This is a genomic window from Intestinimonas sp. HCP28S3_D6, assembly GCF_052065695.1.
Taxonomy (GTDB): Bacteria; Bacillota; Clostridia; order Oscillospirales; family Oscillospiraceae; genus Intestinimonas.
In genome coordinates this window covers 51,743-69,017 of sequence record NZ_JBQHTM010000009.1, presented here as the reverse complement: position 1 = coordinate 69,017, position 17,275 = coordinate 51,743, and the positions used below count along the sequence as shown (strand labels likewise).

Here is a 17,275-nt window from a genome sequence, read left to right as displayed (position 1 = left end):
GGGCCAGACGCAAAAACGCCTCTCATGCCCGAAGGCATGAGAGGCGCCGTTGATCCACGTACGCGGTTCCACTCTCGTTTCTCGCTCGCGGGCCTGTAACGGGGCCTGGCCGTGGGGCATTACGCCCCCGCGCTCCCGGATGCACTTCACGCAGGACTGCCGTAAGACCGCTTTCAGCCGGTGACGGTCTCTCTCTTTCCGGTACGCTCCCCCGCGCTACTCTTTCCGTTCCTCGCGCCGGTTTCTCCTATGTCTCTAGTATATTATCATGTTCCGGAAAACGTGTCAAGGCGTCCCCGGCGGGGACGCCTTGATGAGATTTATATATCTCGGAGCACCTTGCGGAAGAAGAGGACCATTCCGCCCACAGCGAACAGAAGGCCGGTAAGCAGGATGCCCGCCGTCATAAACGCATAGAAAACGACGGAATCCTCCGCCCACATACCACCTGCACGTAAATTATACACAAATCTGAACCACATTCCAAAAACAGGCGCGCACCACATCAGCAGAAGTCCACCGAAAACGCTCAATCCGGACCACCACTTCCAGAGGGTCCTCTCCCGGCCCTGTCCCTCCAGAGAGGTCGGAGAAACTTCCGGCGCGGAGAGCAGCTCGGACTCTGTCTCGCCGCCATCCCGAACCAGCTTTACGGTGGCCCGAGAGCCCAGCCGTTTCAGAAAGGACAGAACCTCGCTTCGCGTCAATCCCCGCCGAAGAAGGAGCGGCGGCGCGCTGAGTAGCGTCTCGATCTGTTCCCGGTCCCCCAGCTTGCTTATCTCCTGTATCAGTTGAACCAGGCCCTCATAGTCCGTATTTACGGAGAGAAGTACCAGAGCGAACCGTTCCTCTTGGGCTTGGTTCAGGGATGCGCCACAGTGGATGCAGGCTGCGACATGCTCCGATACCTCCCGGCCACACTCCGGACAGCAGATCAATGCCATCTCCATACCCCCTTTCACTATTCTATATCGTTTGAACCGTTTGAAATGTGACAAGACTACTCAGATTTTTTCCATTATTCTGTCACATCTTGCCCGGCTCAGGCGATGTATGATATGATGAAACCACAAAGAGACAGCAAAGGAGGAAGATCTATGGCCCTCATCCACTGCCCCGAGTGCGGCAAGGAGGTCTCCGACCTGGCTGTCGCCTGCATCCATTGCGGCTACCCCCTCTGTACCGCCGACCTCCCTGCCCGGTACGCCCTGATCCTGGTCGATCCCGGCCCCAACCCCGGCAAAACCGCCGCCATTCTCCACGACCGGCTCACTCTGACCCAGGCGGAGGCCCAGGCCCTTACCGAGGAGAGCCCTGCCGTGGCGGTCCAGGGGCTTACCTGGAAGGAGGTCTGGGACCTGAACGATGTTCTTCGCCACAGCTGCACCTGCAAGGTGGTCCGGGACAGGTCGGTGTGGACCCCGGAGGCGGTTCGGGACACCGCCGCCGTGGACCTCACCCAAGAGCAATCCCGGGCTTGGGCGGAGCAGGCCGCCGGTCCCATGACCTTCTGGAAAACGGTGGGGGCCATCCTGACCGCACTGCTGATCTGGACTGTGGTCACCTGGCTGCTGGCCTCCCTCTTCCACGCCTTTTGACAGGAGAAAACGAAAAAAGGTCCCCGGCAGTTCGTTTGAACTGCCGGGGACCTTTTTCTCACTTGTTCCAGTTGAGGACGTCCCGGTTCTTGACAAAGTACTCCACGCCGGAGTAGAGGGTGGTGACCACGATGACGGCCACACACACCGTGTTGAGCCAAGCCGGGATGCTCAGCAGCATGATGCAGATACACACCATGGTGGAGGCGGTCTTTACCTTGCCGGACCAGCCGGCGGCGATGACACGGCCATTGTCCACGGCCACCAGCCGGAGGCCGGTGACGGCAAACTCCCGGGCCACCACAATGAGGACGGCCCAGGCAGGCATCTGCCCACTCTCGATGAACCAGAGCATGGCGGAGACCACCAGCAGCTTGTCAGCCAGGGGGTCCATAAACTTGCCGAAGTCGGTAATCTGGTTGTAGTGCCGGGCCACATAGCCGTCGATGAAGTCCGTGATACTGGCCAGGATAAAGATGGCCAAGGCAATGTAATGGTTGTAGGGCGGGATGACCAGGTACAAAACCGCCAGGAAGATGGGGATCATGACCACTCGGGTCATGGTGAGTTTGTTGGCTGTATTCATGGTATCACTCCTCGATCTCGCCGGTCAGGTCCCCGTCGGACACGCCGGTGATACGCACATTGACAAAGGTCCCGGCGGGCACGGTGCCGGCGGCGGTAAAGTACACGTGGCCGTCGATGTCGGGGGAGTCGGCATAGGTCCGACCCGACCAGCAGCCCATATCGGCATCAAAGCCCTCGCAGAGGACTTCCATGATGGTGCCCAGCCGGTCCTCGTTCCAGCGGTCCATGACCCGGGACTGGAGGTCCACCAGCAGCTCGGCCCGGTGCTGGGCCACGTCGGCGGGGACCTGGTCGGCCATTTTGGCAGCAGGGGTACCTTCCTCGCAGGAGAAGGGGAATACCCCGGCCCGCTGGAAATCCAGCTCAGGGAGACGCCGACACAGCTCCTCGAACTCGGCCTCCCCCTCGCCGGGGAAGCCCACGATGATGGAGGTGCGCAGCACCAGGTCGGGCATCTTAGCCCGCAGCTTGGACACCGCCTCGGTGATGAGGGCGCTGTCTCCCCGGCGGTTCATGGACTTGAGGATCTTGTCGCTCATGTGCTGGATGGGGATGTCCAGGTATTTGACGATCTTGGGCTCTCGGGCGATGACGTCGATGAGCTCGTCGTCGATCTCATCGGGGTAGAGGTAGTGGAGCCGCACCCAGTGGAAGGGCATTTTGCAAAGCTCGGTGAGGAGCTCGGCCAGACGGCGGCGGCCGTAGAGGTCGGTGCCGTACCGGGTGATGTCCTGGGCGATGACCAGCAGCTCCTGTACCCCGCTGTCCGCCAGACCCCTGGCCTCCTCCAGCAGGGACTCGAAGTCCCGGCTGCGGTAGCGGCCCCGGAGATAGGGGATGATGCAGTAGGCGCAGCGGTTGTCGCAGCCCTCAGCGATCTTCAGATAGGCGGTATAGGGGGGCGTGGACACCATACGCTCGCCGTCCTCAATGGTGTGGTCAATGTCCCCGAAGTAGGTGGGAGTGTCCCCCTCCATCACAGACTGGATAGCGGGGACAATGTCGGTGTAGCTGCCGGTGCCCAGGATACCGTCCACCTCGGGCAGTTCCTCCAGGATCTCATCCTGGTAGCGCTGGGTGAGGCAGCCGGCCACCAGCAGCTTCTTAAGCTTGCCGGCGCTTTTCAGCGGGGCGATGGACAAAATGGTGTCGATGGCCTCACTTTTGGCGGAGTCAATAAAGCCGCAGGTGTTGACCACCGCCACATCGGCCCCCTCGGGCTCCCCGGTGACGGTGTAGCCCGCCTCTCGGCACAGAGCCATCATCTGCTCTGTGTTCACCAGATTCTTGGCGCAGCCCAGGGATACGAATGCAACTTTCAAAGTGGATGCTCTCCTTCTTTATTCAGATCAGAGGAAGACGCAGCGCCCCTCCCGGCGGGGCGGCATCTTGGGAGACTGGTCGGGATAGCCCAGGGCGATGGCGGAGACAAACTCGCCCTTGCCAGGGGCGTACTTGGCCTGGAGCTCCGGACCAAAGCCCATGCGCTGGGCCGCCGACATCCAGCAGGAGCCGATGCCCTTCTCCCAGGCGGCCAGCATCAGGTTCTCAATGGCGGCAGAGACACTCTGCATGGCGCCGTCCCGGTCGGGGAAGTTGTCCTTGAGGAAGAAGGCCAGCACCACAGCCGGGGCCCCGCCCAGACTCACCAGGAAGCTCTCGGTCTCCTGGATGGTCTCCGGATTTTTCTTGAACCGGTCCTCCAGCACCGGGTGGAAGGCCACCATGACCCGGCGCATCACCTCCCGGAACTCCGCCATCTTTTCCGGGCTCTGGATAACGACAAAATACCAGTGCTGCATGTTGATGGCCGACGGGGCACAGCAGGCCGCCGCCAGGATCTCCTCTAGGGTCTCGCGGGGGATGGGATCGCTCTTGTACTTGCGGATACTGCGTCGGGTCAGCAGACATTCCATGGCGTTCATATTTCATCCTCCTCCAGTGATGCGTCATAGCGGCGCAATGCCGCGCTGATGTCGGTCCAATGGTAGCCCCTGCGGGCCAGGGCGTCGGAGACCCGCTTGAGCTCCCGGCGATCGGTGATCCTCCCGTGGAGCTTCTGGCGCAGAAAGGTATCGATGGCCTCCGACGGGTCGTCCAGGTCAGCCAGGACTTCGTCCCAATATTCCCGGGGTACCCCCCGTCGGCGCAGCTCCTCCCGGAGCCGGTAGGGACCGTAGCCCTTGGCGGAATAGTGCCGCACCAGGGTCTCGGCATAGGTACGGTCGTTGAGAAGCCCCAGCCGCTCCAGCTCGTCGGCCACCGCCTCGGCCTCTTCCTCCGTAGCGTCGGCCCGCTCCACCAGTCGGTCGGTGAGCTCCCTGCGGGACAGGGGCCGGGTGGTGAGCAGGCCCAGGGCCCGGTCCTTTAGCCCGCTCTCCCGGGCAGCATTTTCCAGGGCGTTCTTCTCCTCCCCCGTGAGCTCTTTGCCCACATACAGGGAGAAGGCCACCACCTCCCGCTCACCGATGCGGAGGAGTTCTCCATTGTCCAATTGGACCAGGATGCGGCCTTTTTTATGCTTGGATGCGGAGAGCTTACTGATCCGCATCCTCGAAATCCTCGGCGGTCACGTCTACCGCCCGTCCGGCGGCCTTGGCGGCCGCCTTGGCCTGGGTGGGCAGCAGCTTGTAGGAGTTGGCCCGGATGTCGGCCTCCAGCTGCTCAGCCACCTCGGGGTTGTCCAGCAGGTACTGCTTGGCGGCCTCCTTGCCCTGGCCCATGCGGGTCTCCCCCATGGCGAACCAGGAGCCCGACTTCTGCACCAGGTCCAGCTGGACGCCCAGGTCGATGAGCTCACCGGTCTTGGCGATGCCCTGGCCGAACATGATGTCGAACTCCGCCTGCCGGAAGGGGGGGGCCACCTTGTTCTTGACCACCTTCACCCGAACGTGGTTGCCGATCATCTCGGAGCCGTTCTTCAACGTTTCCACCTTCCGCACATCCATACGGACGGAGGCGTAGAACTTCAGGGCCCGACCGCCGGTGGTGACCTCCGGATTGCCGTACATGACGCCCACCTTTTCCCGCAGCTGGTTGATAAAAATGACGATACAGTTGGTCTTGGCGATGGAACCGGCCAGTTTCCGCAAAGCCTGGCTCATGAGGCGGGCCAGCAGACCCACGTGGGAGTCGCCCATGTCACCCTCAATCTCCGCTTTAGGGGTAAGGGCGGCCACGGAGTCTACCACCACCACGTCGATGGCGCCAGAGCGGACCAGGGCCTCGCAGATCTCCAGGCCCTGCTCACCGGTGTCGGGCTGGGAGATGAGCATGGAGTCGATGTCCACCCCCAGAGCACGGGCGTAGGAGGGGTCCAGGGCGTGCTCAGCGTCAATGAAGGCCACCTCGCCTCCCCGCTTCTGGGCTTCGGCCACAATGTGGAGAGCCAAGGTGGTCTTACCGGAGGACTCGGGGCCGTAGATCTCGATGATTCGTCCCCGAGGCACGCCGCCGATACCCAGGGCCAGGTCCAGGGACAGGGAACCGGTGGGAATGGCCTCCACCACCACACCGGAATTCTCGCCCAGGCGCATAATGGAGCCCTTACCGTAGGTCCGCTCAATCTGGGCCATACAGGTCTCCAGGGCCTTTTTCTTATCGCTGGCGGGGGCGGCCGCCTCAACTATGGATTTCTTTTTTTCTGCCAAACTACTTCACTCCGTTCTCAGTGCCGGCAGCGCCGGCGTCAATGGTTGGCGGTCCCCTCCACTACACGCCAGATGCCCTGGGTGTCCTGGTGGGTCACAATATTTTCAAATCCGTTCTGGGCCATGATCTTCTCCACATCGGCTGCCTGTCCGATGCCAACCTCAAAGATAAGACTGCCACCCAGCCGCAGGGCGGTGCCCCAACGCTGGGCGATGTCCCGGTAAAAGTCCAGCCCATCCAGGCCGCCATCCAAGGCGGCCCAGGGCTCGTAGTCCCGCACCGACACGTCCAAGTCGGGCAGGTCCTTGTGGGGGATGTAGGGTGGATTGCAGGCAATGACGTCAAAATCCCACAGGCTGGCCGCCGGTGCCTGGGTGGCGTCGGCCTGGACGCAGGTCACCCGGGCGTTGAGGTTGTTGCGGCGGACATTCTGTTTGCAGATGCGCAAGGCCGCCTCGGATAGGTCGGCCAGCACCACCCGGCAGTTGGGGGCGTGAGCGGCCACCGCCAGACCCACGCAGCCACTTCCGGCGCACAGGTCCAGCACCCGGGCCCCCTCTCCCGCCGCCTTGGCCAGCAGAATGGCCCGCTCGGCCAGCACCTCGGTATCGGACCGGGGAATGAGAACGTCCCTGGAGATGTCCAGGGGCAGGCCGTAAAACTCCCACTCCCCGATGATGTAAGCCACCGGCTCCCCGGCCAGACGCCGTTGGGTCAGCTCTTCCACCTTCTCCTCCACCTCTTTGGATGCGTAAAGAGACAGATCCCGGAAAAACTGCTCCCGGGTCTTGTCGGCGGCAAAACACACCAGTTCCCGGGCCTCCAGCTGGGCCATTTCCACCCCGTGGGCCCGCAGGCGTTTTCGGGTATCCAGGTATAGATTGTTGTAGGTGGTCGCCATAGAATCACCCTCTGTCTGTTTTGATATCAGGGTTTTTCCGAATTTACCACTGATCCTTTCCCTTTTCTTCCGGCAGCACCTGCTTGAGGGCCTCAATGCCCACCTCGATCATGGAGTCGTCGGGCTCAAAGGTAGTCCATCGCTGGATAGCCATACCCGGCCGCCGGATGGCCCGGCACAACAGGTTGTCATGTCCGCCCACATAGCGGTTGATCTCCCAGGTGAGGCCCACCACCACCGGAAGCAGGACCAGGTGGACCAGGGTCCGCAGCCAGGGGTTGGTAAACTTCCAGAAGGAGAAAACGATGCTGGAGAGCAGGATGGACACCACAATGACCACGAAGAGGAAGCTGGTTCCGCAGCGGGGGTGGTGCTTAGGCTGGATCCGAACGTTCTCAATGGTGAGTTCCAGGCCCTTTTCGTAGCAGAAGATGGTCTTGTGCTCGGCGCCATGGTAAGAGAACACCCTTCGAATGCTCTTGGTCTTGGAGCACAAAATCAGGTAGCCCAGAAAGATGACCACCCGGGTGGCCCCCTCCACCAGGTTGCGGACCCACAGCGGGATATTAGGGAAAAACCACATGACGCCGCCGGACAGGAGCGTGGGGAGCACGAAGAAAAGGCCCACGGAGAAGGCCATACCGATGATGACGGCCAGGGTTGTGAAGAAGGCCATTGCCTTCTCGCTGCCCAGCTTCTCGTCCAGCCACTTCTCGAAGCGGGAAGGCTCCTCCGGCTCATCGTCCTCGGGGTAAAATTCCGCCGAGTACATTAGAGCGGTGACGCCGGTATACATGGACACGCAAAAGTTGACCACACCCCGGATGAAGGGCCAGCCCAGGATCGGATGGCGGTCTTTGATGAGCTTGCGCTCCTCGGTCTTGACCTCCAGCCCCCCGTCGGGGCGGCGGACCACGATGGATTTCTTGTCGGGACCCATCATCATGATCCCTTCGATGAGGGCCTGCCCGCCGATCATGGTACGGAAGGGCGTAGCGCAGGCCTGGCTCTGTTTTTCTGCCATGGATTCAGGTTCTCCTCTGATTGATAAAGATCTTAAGCCCCGATACAGAAAGTGGGGGGCGAATCGGCCCAACTTCCATCATAGCAAAGGAGGTTGGGAAAAGCAAGAGAAAATCGAACTAATGTTCCATTTCTCCAGTTCAGCCACTCATGGGCAGACGGATGGTGACGATGCAGCCGCCGCCCTCGGCGTTGCCAATGTCCAGGCGGCCATTGTGGCGGGTGATGATCTCCTCACAGACCGCCAGGCCGATGCCGGAGCCTCTGGCCTTGGAGCTGCCCTTATAGAACTTATATTTGACGTGGGGGAGCTCATCCTCCGGGATACCGGGACCGTAATCCCGGATGGTGATGACCACCGCATCCTCCTCCCCGCGGATGGCAGTGTCGATACGCTTGCCGGAGCCGCCGTGCTTGGCAGCGTTGTCCAGCAGGTTGCAGAAGACCTGGCGCATCCGCTCCGGGTCGCCGGGGATAGGGGGAAATTCCTCCTCGCAGTCGGTATGGGTGAGGGTAATCCCCTCCCGGCGGAAAAACTCGGTGTAGGTGTATACGGCATCCTCCAACTCAGCCTTGATGTCCATGGGCTCCACAGACAAGGTGAATCGTCCATCCTCGATACGGGAGAACTCCAGCAGCTCCTCCACCATGTTGGTGAGCCGCCGGGCTTCGGAGACGATGATGCCCATGCCTTTCTTTACGTCGGCGGCGTCCCGGACCTCGCCATTCATGATGGTCTCTGCCCAGCCGTTGATGGCGGTGAGAGGGGTGCGCAGCTCGTGGGACACAGAGGAGATGAACTCCGACTTCATCTTCTCCGACTGGTCGATCTTCAAGGACATATCGTTGATGGCGTCGGTGAGGTCGCCCACCTCGTCATCGTACTTCTTCTCCATCTGGATGCCGTAGGAGCCGGCGGCGATACGCTTGGCAGTCTCGGTGACGGCGGTGACCGGCTCCACAATGGAGCGGACAAAATAGAGATTGGAAAAGGAGACCAGCAGCACGATGGCAGCGCCAATGAGAAGGGCCACCGCCACAATCTTGGCCACCTGGAGGTCACAGCGGTTCAGGGAGGTCACCATACGGATGACACCCAGCAGTGTACCGTTCCGGATGACCACCGGCATGGACACCGACATGATCCGCTCCCCTGTGTCCGGAGCAGTGCCAGTCCAGGGGGTGAGCACCCGCTGCTCAATGGCTCCCGTCACATCTGGCGTGCCGGGGTAGGAGCCGGGAATGGTCAAATCGTTGGTGGATTGATCGATGCTTCCGGTGGGATTGATGATCTGCAGTTCCAGGCGGTCCTTATCGGCAAAGGTGCTCACATAATCGTTGGCCGTCTGGAGGTATTCACTCTGGGTCATGGCGCTGCTGAAAAAAGGCAGGGCCGCAGTGACTCGGGACTTGAGTCCCGTACTCATGGTGGAGTAAAAATAACTGGCGATGGCGGCGGAAAAGGCTGCCACAGCGAAGAGCACGATAAGCAGCACGGCGGAGATGCTGTTGAGCATCCACCGCTTCCGGATTCCTTTCATCTTTGCCACAGTCACTCCGCCTCCTTTCTTTTGTACTCAATTTAAGGTCAGAATCCCCACGTCGTCGGCGCAAAGTCCGCTTCATTCGGAACGGCCCAAGGGTCATCCCTCCCCTGCTCCCTTGCGCCTTCTCTCCCAAAGAGACCCGCTTCACTGGGCTCTCTTTGGGTCACTGTACGGAGTGCCTCCCACAAAACTCTGTTTTGCGGGGGCCCCGATTTTATTGCACATGCTCGGGGCAAGTGAATTGCCCCTGCGCCGCCCCGCATAGCGGGGCCCTATCGAAGACGACCGGATGCCCGGTTCAGAATCCCCACTTGTACCCGTAACCCCACACGGTGGTGATATAGGTAGGATTAGTAGGATCGTCTTCGATCTTGATGCGCAGGCGGCGGATATTCACGTCCACTGTCTTCAGTTCACCGAAGGAATCCCGGCCCCAGACCGTATCCAGGATCTCGTCCCGGGAGAGGGCCTTGCCCGGATTGTCCATGAACAGCTTCATGATGGAGTACTCCACCTGGGTGAGCTTCACCCGCTGGCCGTTTTTCTCCAGCGTCCGGTTCCGGGTGTTGAGGAGGAAGGGGGGCTGGCTGATCTCGCCGGTGTCTACCTCCACGTCCCCGCCGGTGCGGCGGTAGAGGGCGTCCACCCGGGCGGTGAGCTCCGCCGGAGAGAAGGGCTTGGTCACATAGTCGTCGGCACCGGTCATGAGGCCGGTCACCTTATCCATCTCTTGAGTCCGGGCGGTGAGCATGATGATCCCGATCTTGGAATCGCTGGCCCGGATTCGGCGGCAGACCTCAAAGCCATCCATATCATCGGGGAGCATAATGTCCAAAAGGGCCACTTTTATATCAGGGTTCCGGCGCAGCTGGGCCAGAGCCTCCTCACCGGTGCCCGCCTCAATGGTCTCATATCCCGCGCGCTTCAGATTGATGACTACGAAGCTGCGGATATTGGCCTCATCTTCTAATACCAGCACTTTTTTCAATGCAGAACACTCCCTTCCGTTGTGGGTCTGGACTGTCTCCGCCGGACCTTCCTGGCCCGGCCGGTGCCTAAATCAAATGAAATAGAGCCTTGAGCCCCTCCTGATCCACACCGCAATCCCATCCGCTGTCGGTGTGGAATTCTGCGGCATAGATCACATCATCCTCCTCCAGCAGGACAAACCGGCCTTCCGCATTGGCCCGTGTCTTTCGGTTTGGGCCGGTGAGCTTGTATATGGAGAGGAATGGCCTGGGCGTGGCATTTCCCTCACTCGGCTCCGCGGAGTAGGGGTAGAAAAGGACGCCCCGCTCCCCACTGCTGGTGTTGTCTAGTCGGGAAAGCGCCACCTGTCCCTGCCAGCGCTCCGGCATAGCCAGATACCAGCCGTCCTCGCCGTTATAATAGGTGGTAGAGACTACCGTGGGATTTCCCTTCAGGTCGTACTGCATCCACTCGACCTGCCAGAAATCCAGACTGCTAACGGCATCCGGCGTAGGTAGGGCGGTAGGTCTGGGCACCTCCGGATAACCATCGTTGTTGATGTCCTGAATCGAGATGCTGGTATTGAGCCGGAAGGTATCATCACTCATACCAGTAGAGGGATTCAAGGTGATATTCACCAGTTTGTCCTTTTGCCAGGTAAAAATGTCGGTGATGATGCCGGTGATGAGATTGGAGGTTACAAAGATGGCCGGCTCAGCAATACCGTTGTTGTACAGGTAGCTGGCCAGAGGCTTGGTATTGCTGGCCAGACCGGTTATCTTACCCGACAGAGGTGCCGAACTGCGCAGCATCATCTGACCGGACTGGTAATCATAATAGTCGGCCTGGTAGACACTGTCCACCGTGTTGAGGGTGATCATAACAATTTCTTTCTGATTGTCCTTATCCATATCCCACAGCACATAGTCAGTATAGGATACCGCGGGCAGCAGCGTCTCCACCTCCGGCCCGGTGATCGAGAAGGCCTCCAGTCGGTAGATCTTATCGCTCAGCCGCCAGCTCACCACCAGCTCCTTGTCCATGTGACCACTTGGACCGGTCTTGCCGTCCAGATCCTCGTAGGAGATGGAATTGATGGCGGGAGCATCCCCTTCAATGATGTTCCAGACCTCATAGGTCCCATCTGCCGTCTGGTGGTAGATGTAGATCTTCAGCGGGTCGGGATCTTCCGCACTGGTGGCTCGGAAGAAGGCAATTGCCTCCTGAACGCCATCCTCATCTAGATCCATGAGCTGAACGGGCTGAGTATTGGTGCCGAACAGCGGACCGGCGTATTCAGCCCCCGCACTGCGTACCTTGTCAATCTGCTCCTGCAGATTTCTGTAATCCTCCGCTGCCTTGGGGACGGCGTAAAGCTCCTCGGGTGAGCTGAACGCACAGCCGCCAAGGCACAGAAGGACCACGGAGAGTATGACCGCCCCGATCCATTTCTTTCTCATTTCCGCCGCCTCCTTTCCGGGAACTGCCCGGCCGCCCGTGAGGACGCTTTCTCTCATGGGCAACAATCTCGTATGTATCATCATACCATATTTCCCGCCAGTTTGGTATGGGATTTTTTAATTTTCTCCGCCACGTCAAAAATCCACTCTTGCAGTCTCGGCCAACCTTGTGTATAATAATCTCTGCACCTATATCATCCACGCCGGTATGATGGAATTGGTAGACGTGACGGACTCAAAATCCGTTGGTGGCGACATCGTGTCGGTTCGAGTCCGACTACCGGCACCACGTCGGAGCAAGCTCTGTATCGCTTGCTCCGACTTTTTTTAAAGTCAGATCGCGCTCACGCCGTCGCTCCTCCTCTCCAAATCGAACCCGAAAGCCAATACATCTGTACTGTTACAATTACAATTCAATTAAGGGAAAGGAGCGTCATGCCATGGCAGAAATTATGTATCCCTACAAAAAGTATCATTACAAGGTGCTGGTCGAGCAGAAGGAGGAGGCCGGGTTCAGCGAAGTGTCTGCTCCAGATATCTCATCTGACCCCGTGGAATATCGTGAGCATAATATAGGCGGTAAAGTTCCAGGCAGACAACTCGGGATTTTGAAATATTCCCATGTTATCCTCAAGCGCGGCACCACCCAGTCCCATATATTTGTGGATTGGATAAAAGCGATTCAGGATGGCAAACCTTCCCGCAAAACGGTGGTCATCACGCTGATGGATGACGAAATGAGAGAAGCGGCCTCCTGGCGATTAGAGAACGCCTGGCCCACCAAGTACGCAGCGCCGGACTTTAATGCCACCAGCAGGGAGGTGGCTATCGAGAGTCTGGAACTTGTATGCGAAGGCATTGCTCGAACCAAATAAAACCATACTGCAGGCCTAGGCTAATCAAAATACCGCTTAAAGTCAATACTTATCTAATGGAAATATCCCCGGCATCTATACCGTTGCGATCTTCCAAAAAGAAAGACATGCTTAGGCGTGTCTTTCTTTTTGGGTTTCGGCGGCCAGGAGCCGCCTCCGCCCTTTAAATTCAAATACTTGGGCGTGGTGAATGGTGAATTTGCCCTGCGCCAAGGTTTTGGGCCGCTGGCATCTATACTGTTGGGATGTTCCACGTCGGAGCAAAGTCCGCTTTGCGACCACGTCTTTTTATGCCTATGCAAAATAGACGTCACCCATCGGCCGGCTGGCGCATAGCTTGTGGTGGCGGGGCAGCTGCCCCGCCTGTCACCGATCGTTCAGGAGGTAATCGTAGTTATGGCCGACATTCAGCAGGACCTTTATGGCCTGACGTACAGCACCAACTTCCAGATCCAGGGCACCCAGGAGGAGGCTGTCAACCTGACCCTTCCTCCCGCCCCAACCGTTCTGGCCACCGTGACCGGTACCGTCACCGACGGCACCGATCCTATCCCCGACGCCACCGTCAAGCTCTTTGACAGCGCCGGCCTCCCCTATCAGCACACTATGACCAACGCCCTGGGCGAGTACACCCTGAATGGTGTCCCCGCCGGGACTTACAGCATCGCCGCCGTTGCCGACGGCTATCTGATGAGTTCTTCCGTGGGCGTCACCCTCTCCAGCGGGGACACCACCGCCATCCCGCTCTTCTGCACCGCCGACACCACTCTGGCTCTGGGTGCCATTGCCGGTATTCTGACCGTCGCTGGTACAACGGGCACCCCCTTGGGCGGGGCCAAGGTCTCCCTCCGCAACACCTTGGGTGAGACCATCGCCACCACCTACACCGCCGCCGACGGCGAGTTTCTGTTCTATGATGTGGCCGACGGTATTTACAGCATTGTGGCTTCCGCCGACGGCTGTGTGACCACCGCACCTATGACCACCACTATCACCAGCGGTTCTACCGCCAACCTGGTCATGACCATCCTGGTGGATGCCCGGACCTACAACGGAACCGTCAGCGGTATCGTCACAGACCAGAATGGCAATGCCGTGGCAGATTGCTTTGTGGGACTCTATCAGGTAATCACCGAGGGCACCACGACCCGTGAGATTCTGCTGGCCTCCACCAAGACCAACAGCACGGGAAACTACCTCTTTGGCGGCGTCACCGGCGGTCAGTATCTGGTCAAGGCCAAAGTCAGTCAGTAACCCGTCCCTCCGGTCTGGCCCAGGGCTCCGTCTTCTGTCTCCGCACCGATGAGGAGGCGGCACAGGACCTGCGGCTGTGCTCTGCCCCTGGACGCTGCGCCCTTCGTGTCTGTCTCTGTTCCCCCTGCCCCTGGGACAGCGTGACCTTGCAGCGCTGGTGCCACCCCTCCTTCTCGACCAGGCCGTTGCTATCCACTGACACTGCTCTCTTCAGCGGCCTCTTTCCCGGAGTCTATATCCTGACCCTCTGTCGGGGCGCCGGCGGCATCCGACTGCTCCTGCGCCTGCCCCCCGGCGCCGCACTGACTCTGTGTCATGACCCAGCCACCCTGCGCTGCGGATGGCAGCGAGACCCCTTTCCCTTTTTCTGAACACCGGGACCTGTCTCCGACCCTATCCGGTCAGAGGCGGGTCCCATCTATTTATATTGCCAGTAATCCCCCTGTCATACGGACGCTATTTTTGTAACTCATTTACAGTTGCCTGTTGCTAACCATTTGTGGTATTCTTTTTCATGCGACGTGCATGGATGTGACATGTAAGACCAGTCGTCTTGCCTGTCACGTTCTTTTTGTTATATGGTTAGTTTTAACTAACTCAGTCGCAGAAGGAGGTACTATGATTCGTCTGTCCCGTTCCACCCTGATCCTGTCTCTAGCCTTGCTCCTGCTGTCAGTGTTTTCCCTCTTCGTGGGCGTCATCGACCTGACCCCGGGCGCCATCTTGTCCGGAGACCTGGAGCTTCTGCTCATCTCCCGTCTGCCCCGGCTTCTGGCCATCCTGTGCACCGGCGTGGGTATGAGTGTCGCCGGTCTCATCATGCAGCAGCTGTGCAGCAACAAGTTTGTCTCCCCCACCACTGGCGCTACCATCTCCTCAGCCCAGTTCGGTATCCTGCTGGCCCTACTATTCCTCCCAACCTCCACTCTGTGGAGCCGGGCCATCTTCGCTTTTGTCTTTGCCGTTCTGGGCACCTGGATCTTCGTCTGGTTCATCCAGCGTATCCAGTTCAAGGACGCGGTCATGGTACCCCTGGTGGGCATCATGTTCGGCAACGTCATCGGTGGTGTCACCAGCTATCTGGCCTATAAATACGAGATGACCCAGGCCCTCTCCTCCTGGCTGGTGGGCCACTTCTCACTGGTCCTCAAGGGCCGGTATGAGATCGTTTGGCTAGCGGTGCCCCTGGTGGTGCTGGCCTTCCTCTTCGCCAACCACTTCAACATCGTGGGCATGGGCCGGGACTTTTCCAAAAACCTGGGCGTGCCCTACAACGTGGTTCTCTTCCTGGGTCTCACCATCGCCGCCATGATCACGGCGGCCATCGTGGTGGTGGTGGGCTCCATCTCCTATATCGGCCTCATCGTCCCCAACGTGGTGGCCATGTTCAAGGGGGACAAGATCCGGGGCACCCTGGTGGATACCGCCCTCTTCGGCGCCCTCTTCGTACTGGCCTGCGACATGCTCGGCCGGGTGGTCATCTACCCCTATGAGCTGCCCATCGAGCTCATCGTGGGCATTCTGGGCAGCCTCGTCTTCATTGGCCTGCTGTTCTACCGCCTGAAGCACGGGCGGAAGGCCATCCGTCTGGGGGGCGGCTCCGGCTGCTGCCAGGCCCCCACCCAGCTGGAAGGAGGGAACGCTCTGTGAACCTGTCTGCCATCCGCAGCAATCGCCGGAAGCTGCTGCTCCTCACCCTTCTGGTCTTGCTCTGTGCCGTCAGCTATCTATTGATAGAGGTGAATTTTGGAAATACTAGACTCCTGTGGTATGCCATGAAGCTTCGCACCCCCAAGCTCCTGGCCATGCTCCTCACCGCCTTCGCCATCGGCGGCGCCTCCATCGTCTTTCAGTCCGTCATCAATAACACCATCGTCACCCCCTGCCTGCTGGGCATGAACTCTCTTTACACCCTTATCCACACGGCGGTGGTCTTCTTTCTGGGCTCGGGCAGCCTCATGGCCGCCAACACCAACCTCTCCTTTGCCGTGGACGTGGTGCTCATGGGCCTCACCGCTACGGTGGTCTACAGCTGGATTTTTAAAAAGACCCGGCACAACGTGCTGTACGTGCTGCTGGTGGGGACGGTGCTCACCTCCTTCTTCGGCAGCATCCAGACCACCCTCACCCGGGTCATGGACCCCAACGAGTACGACACCCTGCTCACCTCCCTGGTGGCCAGCTTCAGCAACATCAACTCAGAGATCCTCCTCTTCTCTACCCTGCTGCTAGCAGGCATCACCTTTGCCCTGCGGAAAGAGCTGGCCCTGCTGGATGTGCTTACGTTGGGCAAGGACAAGGCTATCAACCTGGGGGTGGACTACGACCGCTGCGTCCGCCGGCTGCTTCTGGGGGTGACCCTGTGCATCGCCGTGGCCACCGCCATGGTGGGCCCCATCTCCTTCCTGGGGCTCATCATCGCCAACCTCTCCCGGCAGCTCCTCCGGACCTACCGCCACAGCCAGCTCATCCTGGGCTCCGCCCTCTTCGGCATGGGGGTACTGGTGGGCGGACAGCTCATCGTGGAGCATATCTACACCTACGCCGTGCCCGTGAGCGTCTTTATCACCGTAGGCGGCGGCCTCTACTTCCTCTACTTACTGCTGACGAGAAAGAAGGTGTGATCCATGAGGATCTCCGAACTGACCAAACGCTATGACGGCAAGACCGTGGTGGACGCCGTCAGCTTCACCATCCCCAAGGGGAAGGTCATCTCCCTCATCGGCCCCAACGGCGCTGGAAAATCCACGGTGATGGGCATGATCTCCCGGCTCATCGCCCACGACAGCGGCCTTGTGGACTTCGAGGGCAAGGACATCGGCAAGTGGAAGAGCAAGGAGCTCTCCAAGCGCCTGGCCATCCTCACCCAGAGCAACAGCATCCAGATGAAGCTCACCGTCCGGGAGCTGGTGGCCTTTGGCCGCTTCCCCTACTCGGGCAGCCGTCTCACCGACGAGGACCGGGCCATCATCGACCGGGCCATCTCCTACATGGAGCTGGAGGAGTTCCAGGACCGCTTTATCGACGAGCTCTCCGGCGGACAGCGCCAGCGGGCCATGATCGCCATGGTCATCGCCCAGGACACCGAGTACATCCTTCTGGACGAGCCCACCAACAACCTGGACATCTACCATGCCACCAACATGATGAAGATCGTCCGCCGGCTCTGCGACGAGTTGGGTAAGACAGTGATTCTGGTCCTCCATGAGATCAACTACGCCGCCTTCTACTCCGACTACATCTGCGCCTTCAAGGACGGCAGGATCGCCAGGTTCGGCACCGTGGAGGAGGTCATCACCAAGGAGAACCTGTCCGAGATCTACCGGGTGGACTTTGAGATCCTGAACATCCAGGGAAAGCCCCTGTCCATCTACTATTGACCCCTATTTTCCGTACTTTTGATGAAAAG

At 59.6% G+C, this 17,275-nt stretch carries 18 protein-coding genes and 1 tRNA gene; 7 read left to right on the top strand and 12 right to left on the bottom strand.

The genetic code is table 11. The features are described from left to right. Positions 1–320: 320 nt before the first annotated feature. The gene (locus ACTNBK_RS05095; RefSeq protein WP_441144177.1) at positions 321–944 is read right to left on the bottom strand and encodes a zinc ribbon domain-containing protein; all 624 of its coding nucleotides are present in this window, start codon (positions 942–944) and stop codon (positions 321–323) included. 153 nt (positions 945–1,097) lie between these two features. Here ACTNBK_RS05095 and ACTNBK_RS05090 point away from each other — a divergent pair, with 153 nt between their 5' ends. Beyond that, positions 1,098–1,598, top strand: coding sequence for a zinc-ribbon domain-containing protein (locus ACTNBK_RS05090; protein ID WP_441144175.1), 501 nt, complete (start codon positions 1,098–1,100; stop codon positions 1,596–1,598). Between the two features lie 58 nt (positions 1,599–1,656). Here the strand turns inward: ACTNBK_RS05090 and pgsA are convergent, their stop codons facing one another. From pgsA to ACTNBK_RS05040, 10 genes are all read right to left on the bottom strand, one after another. Next, on the bottom strand, positions 1,657–2,184 hold the full coding sequence (gene pgsA, locus ACTNBK_RS05085) for a CDP-diacylglycerol--glycerol-3-phosphate 3-phosphatidyltransferase (RefSeq protein WP_294515052.1): 528 nt from the start codon (positions 2,182–2,184) through the stop codon (positions 1,657–1,659). A gap of 4 nt (positions 2,185–2,188) precedes the next feature. Beyond that, positions 2,189–3,508: a 30S ribosomal protein S12 methylthiotransferase RimO gene (gene rimO / locus ACTNBK_RS05080; RefSeq protein WP_441144173.1), complete on the bottom strand. Its 1,320-nt coding sequence runs from the start codon at positions 3,506–3,508 to the stop codon at positions 2,189–2,191. A gap of 27 nt (positions 3,509–3,535) precedes the next feature. Continuing rightward, positions 3,536–4,111 (bottom strand): nitroreductase family protein, encoded by a 576-nt coding sequence (locus tag ACTNBK_RS05075; protein WP_441144171.1) that lies wholly within the window; start codon positions 4,109–4,111, stop codon positions 3,536–3,538. Then, a complete protein-coding gene (locus ACTNBK_RS05070; RefSeq protein ID WP_441144169.1) occupies positions 4,108–4,737 on the bottom strand; it encodes a regulatory protein RecX in 630 nt (209 codons plus the stop codon). Before ACTNBK_RS05070 ends, ACTNBK_RS05075 begins: the two co-directional genes overlap by 4 nt. Continuing rightward, positions 4,724–5,836: a recombinase RecA gene (gene recA, locus ACTNBK_RS05065; protein ID WP_441144167.1), complete on the bottom strand. Its 1,113-nt coding sequence runs from the start codon at positions 5,834–5,836 to the stop codon at positions 4,724–4,726. The genes ACTNBK_RS05070 and recA overlap by 14 nt, the downstream gene beginning before the upstream one ends. A 38-nt stretch (positions 5,837–5,874) precedes the next feature. After that, the gene (gene prmC, locus ACTNBK_RS05060; RefSeq protein ID WP_441144165.1) at positions 5,875–6,738 is read right to left on the bottom strand and encodes a peptide chain release factor N(5)-glutamine methyltransferase; all 864 of its coding nucleotides are present in this window, start codon (positions 6,736–6,738) and stop codon (positions 5,875–5,877) included. Between the two features lie 43 nt (positions 6,739–6,781). Continuing rightward, complete coding sequence (locus ACTNBK_RS05055; protein ID WP_441144163.1) at positions 6,782–7,762, bottom strand: DUF1385 domain-containing protein; 981 nt, start codon at positions 7,760–7,762, stop codon at positions 6,782–6,784. A gap of 139 nt (positions 7,763–7,901) precedes the next feature. Further along, entirely contained in the window at positions 7,902–9,302 is a 1,401-nt protein-coding gene (locus tag ACTNBK_RS05050) for an ATP-binding protein (protein WP_441144217.1), read from the bottom strand. 304 nt (positions 9,303–9,606) lie between these two features. Further along, a complete protein-coding gene (locus ACTNBK_RS05045) occupies positions 9,607–10,296 on the bottom strand; it encodes a response regulator transcription factor (protein WP_441144161.1) in 690 nt (229 codons plus the stop codon). Positions 10,297–10,363: 67 nt separating this feature from the next. Beyond that, positions 10,364–11,737 carry a hypothetical protein gene (locus ACTNBK_RS05040; protein WP_441144159.1) on the bottom strand — a complete coding sequence of 458 codons (1,374 nt, stop codon included), beginning with the start codon at positions 11,735–11,737 and terminating at the stop codon, positions 10,364–10,366. Between the two features lie 202 nt (positions 11,738–11,939). Here ACTNBK_RS05040 and ACTNBK_RS05035 point away from each other — a divergent pair. From ACTNBK_RS05035 to ACTNBK_RS05025, 3 genes are all read left to right on the top strand, one after another. After that, positions 11,940–12,026 (top strand) — tRNA-Leu (locus ACTNBK_RS05035). A gap of 151 nt (positions 12,027–12,177) precedes the next feature. Beyond that, positions 12,178–12,612, top strand: coding sequence for a phage tail protein (locus ACTNBK_RS05030; protein WP_441144157.1), 435 nt, complete (start codon positions 12,178–12,180; stop codon positions 12,610–12,612). A 396-nt stretch (positions 12,613–13,008) separates the two neighbouring features. Then, positions 13,009–13,866 (top strand): carboxypeptidase regulatory-like domain-containing protein, encoded by an 858-nt coding sequence (locus ACTNBK_RS05025; protein WP_441144155.1) that lies wholly within the window; start codon positions 13,009–13,011, stop codon positions 13,864–13,866. Between the two features lie 188 nt (positions 13,867–14,054). Here the strand turns inward: ACTNBK_RS05025 and ACTNBK_RS05020 are convergent, their stop codons facing one another. After that, entirely contained in the window at positions 14,055–14,183 is a 129-nt protein-coding gene (locus tag ACTNBK_RS05020) for a hypothetical protein (protein WP_441144153.1), read from the bottom strand. Positions 14,184–14,484: 301 nt separating this feature from the next. Here ACTNBK_RS05020 and ACTNBK_RS05015 point away from each other — a divergent pair, with 301 nt between their 5' ends. From ACTNBK_RS05015 to ACTNBK_RS05005, 3 genes are read left to right on the top strand one after another with little or no spacing between them, the layout of a single operon-like run. Further along, positions 14,485–15,516: an ABC transporter permease gene (locus tag ACTNBK_RS05015; RefSeq protein WP_441144151.1), complete on the top strand. Its 1,032-nt coding sequence runs from the start codon at positions 14,485–14,487 to the stop codon at positions 15,514–15,516. Continuing rightward, positions 15,513–16,490, top strand: coding sequence for an iron chelate uptake ABC transporter family permease subunit (locus ACTNBK_RS05010; protein ID WP_441144149.1), 978 nt, complete (start codon positions 15,513–15,515; stop codon positions 16,488–16,490). Before ACTNBK_RS05015 ends, ACTNBK_RS05010 begins: the two co-directional genes overlap by 4 nt. 3 nt (positions 16,491–16,493) lie before the next feature. After that, complete coding sequence (locus ACTNBK_RS05005; protein WP_441144147.1) at positions 16,494–17,246, top strand: iron ABC transporter ATP-binding protein; 753 nt, start codon at positions 16,494–16,496, stop codon at positions 17,244–17,246. The last annotated feature ends 29 nt before the right edge of the window (positions 17,247–17,275 follow it).

What these genes read in the sequence shown, in the direction of transcription:
- ACTNBK_RS05030 (WP_441144157.1), top strand. Translation starts at nt 12,178, where the DNA reads ATGGCAGAAATTATGTATCCCTACAAAAAGTATCATTACAAGGTGCTG.
- ACTNBK_RS05070 (WP_441144169.1), bottom strand. Translation starts at nt 4,737, where the DNA reads ATGCGGATCAGTAAGCTCTCCGCATCCAAGCATAAAAAAGGCCGCATC.
- ACTNBK_RS05050 (WP_441144217.1), bottom strand. Translation starts at nt 9,302, where the DNA reads ATGAAAGGAATCCGGAAGCGGTGGATGCTCAACAGCATCTCCGCCGTG.
- ACTNBK_RS05025 (WP_441144155.1), top strand. Translation starts at nt 13,009, where the DNA reads ATGGCCGACATTCAGCAGGACCTTTATGGCCTGACGTACAGCACCAAC.
- ACTNBK_RS05090 (WP_441144175.1), top strand. Translation starts at nt 1,098, where the DNA reads ATGGCCCTCATCCACTGCCCCGAGTGCGGCAAGGAGGTCTCCGACCTG.
- ACTNBK_RS05095 (WP_441144177.1), bottom strand. Translation starts at nt 944, where the DNA reads ATGGCATTGATCTGCTGTCCGGAGTGTGGCCGGGAGGTATCGGAGCAT.
- ACTNBK_RS05020 (WP_441144153.1), bottom strand. Translation starts at nt 14,183, where the DNA reads ATGACACAGAGTCAGTGCGGCGCCGGGGGGCAGGCGCAGGAGCAGTCG.
- ACTNBK_RS05075 (WP_441144171.1), bottom strand. Translation starts at nt 4,111, where the DNA reads ATGAACGCCATGGAATGTCTGCTGACCCGACGCAGTATCCGCAAGTAC.
- ACTNBK_RS05015 (WP_441144151.1), top strand. Translation starts at nt 14,485, where the DNA reads ATGATTCGTCTGTCCCGTTCCACCCTGATCCTGTCTCTAGCCTTGCTC.
- pgsA (WP_294515052.1), bottom strand. Translation starts at nt 2,184, where the DNA reads ATGAATACAGCCAACAAACTCACCATGACCCGAGTGGTCATGATCCCC.
- ACTNBK_RS05040 (WP_441144159.1), bottom strand. Translation starts at nt 11,737, where the DNA reads ATGAGAAAGAAATGGATCGGGGCGGTCATACTCTCCGTGGTCCTTCTG.
- ACTNBK_RS05005 (WP_441144147.1), top strand. Translation starts at nt 16,494, where the DNA reads ATGAGGATCTCCGAACTGACCAAACGCTATGACGGCAAGACCGTGGTG.
- prmC (WP_441144165.1), bottom strand. Translation starts at nt 6,738, where the DNA reads ATGGCGACCACCTACAACAATCTATACCTGGATACCCGAAAACGCCTG.
- ACTNBK_RS05055 (WP_441144163.1), bottom strand. Translation starts at nt 7,762, where the DNA reads ATGGCAGAAAAACAGAGCCAGGCCTGCGCTACGCCCTTCCGTACCATG.